Genomic DNA, 1,141 nt, shown 5'->3' with positions numbered 1-1,141 from the left:
TGAAGTGGCTATAGTTTCCCGGACACACAGGCGCAGGTAAAATCTCCTGCCAATAGAGGTGTGTCATGAATCAGAAAAAAGCCAATTCCTATACAGACGAGTTCAGAGAAGGCGCGGTCAAACTGGCGATAGAGTCAGATCAGTCTGTCGCCCAGACAGCCCGTGAACTGGGCATCAACGTCAATACGCTGCATACCTGGATCAATAAGTATCAGGAGCAGCTGCCTTCAGGCTCCGCCAAGCAGGAAGGCCAACATCTTTACGATGAGCTGAAGCAGCTGCGTCGAGAGAACGCCCGGCTTAAAGAAGAGCGAGCCATATTAAAAAAGGCGGCCGCCTTCTTCGCCAAGGAATCTCTCTGAGGTACGCCTTTATCAAAGCTCATCAGGATAACTTCAGTACTGCCCTGATGTGCCGAGTGCTTGAGGTGTCGCGTAGTGGTTATTACGAGTGGCGATTACGACCACCTAGTCAGCGAGATCAGCAGGATAAGGCGTTGAAGGCCAAAATTCGCCACCATCACCAAAAGAGCCGGGCAACCTATGGGACACGGCGTATTCAAAAGAAGCTGACCGAAGATGGCGAAACCATCAGCCGCCGCCGAATCGCTCGATTGATGAAGGAAGAAAGCCTTGAATGCAAGACGCGACGGAAGTTCAAAGCCACCACCCACTCGAAGCATGATAAGCCTGTGGCCCCTAACCTTCTGGATCGACACTTTTCGGCAGAGAAGCTGGATCAAGCCTATGTGGGCGATATAACGTATATCCCGACAAGGGAAGGCTGGCTATACCTGGCAGTCTTTATTGACCTCTGCTCACGCGCTGTTGTGGGGTGGTCAATGAGCCACCGAATGCCGGCTGCCCTGGTGAACGATGCCCTGAATATGGCGATCTGGAAACGCCGGCCGACGGCTGGCTTACTGGTACATAGTGACCGTGGTAGCCAGTATGCCTCGGATAGCTTCCAGCAGCTGCTCAATCAGCATGAGTTCAGATGCAGTATGAGCCGAAAGGGGAATTGTTGGGATAACGCCCCTTCCGAGAGCTTCTTCCACACGCTGAAAACCGAGTTGGTTTATCACGAGGACTTCAGAACGCGAGGAGAAGCGAAGCAGACCATCTTCGAATATATCGAAGTG

2 protein-coding genes are annotated in these 1,141 nt (G+C 52.4%); both read left to right on the top strand.

The window, feature by feature from the left end:
* The first annotated feature begins 65 nt into the window (after positions 1 to 65).
* The gene (locus tag GPM19_RS15170) at positions 66 to 362 is read left to right on the top strand and encodes a transposase (protein ID WP_160419849.1); all 297 of its coding nucleotides are present in this window, start codon (positions 66 to 68) and stop codon (positions 360 to 362) included.
* The coding region (locus tag GPM19_RS15165) for an IS3 family transposase (RefSeq protein WP_160419850.1) at positions 320 to 1,141 on the top strand (822 nt) is incomplete at its 3' end. The genes GPM19_RS15170 and GPM19_RS15165, both read left to right, overlap by 43 nt.

This window comes from Vreelandella zhuhanensis (genome assembly GCF_009793355.1).
In the GTDB taxonomy this organism is placed as follows: Bacteria; Pseudomonadota; Gammaproteobacteria; order Pseudomonadales; family Halomonadaceae; genus Vreelandella; species Vreelandella zhuhanensis.
Note: the sequence above shows the minus strand (reverse complement) of the source record. Positions and strands in the feature narration are given on the sequence as shown.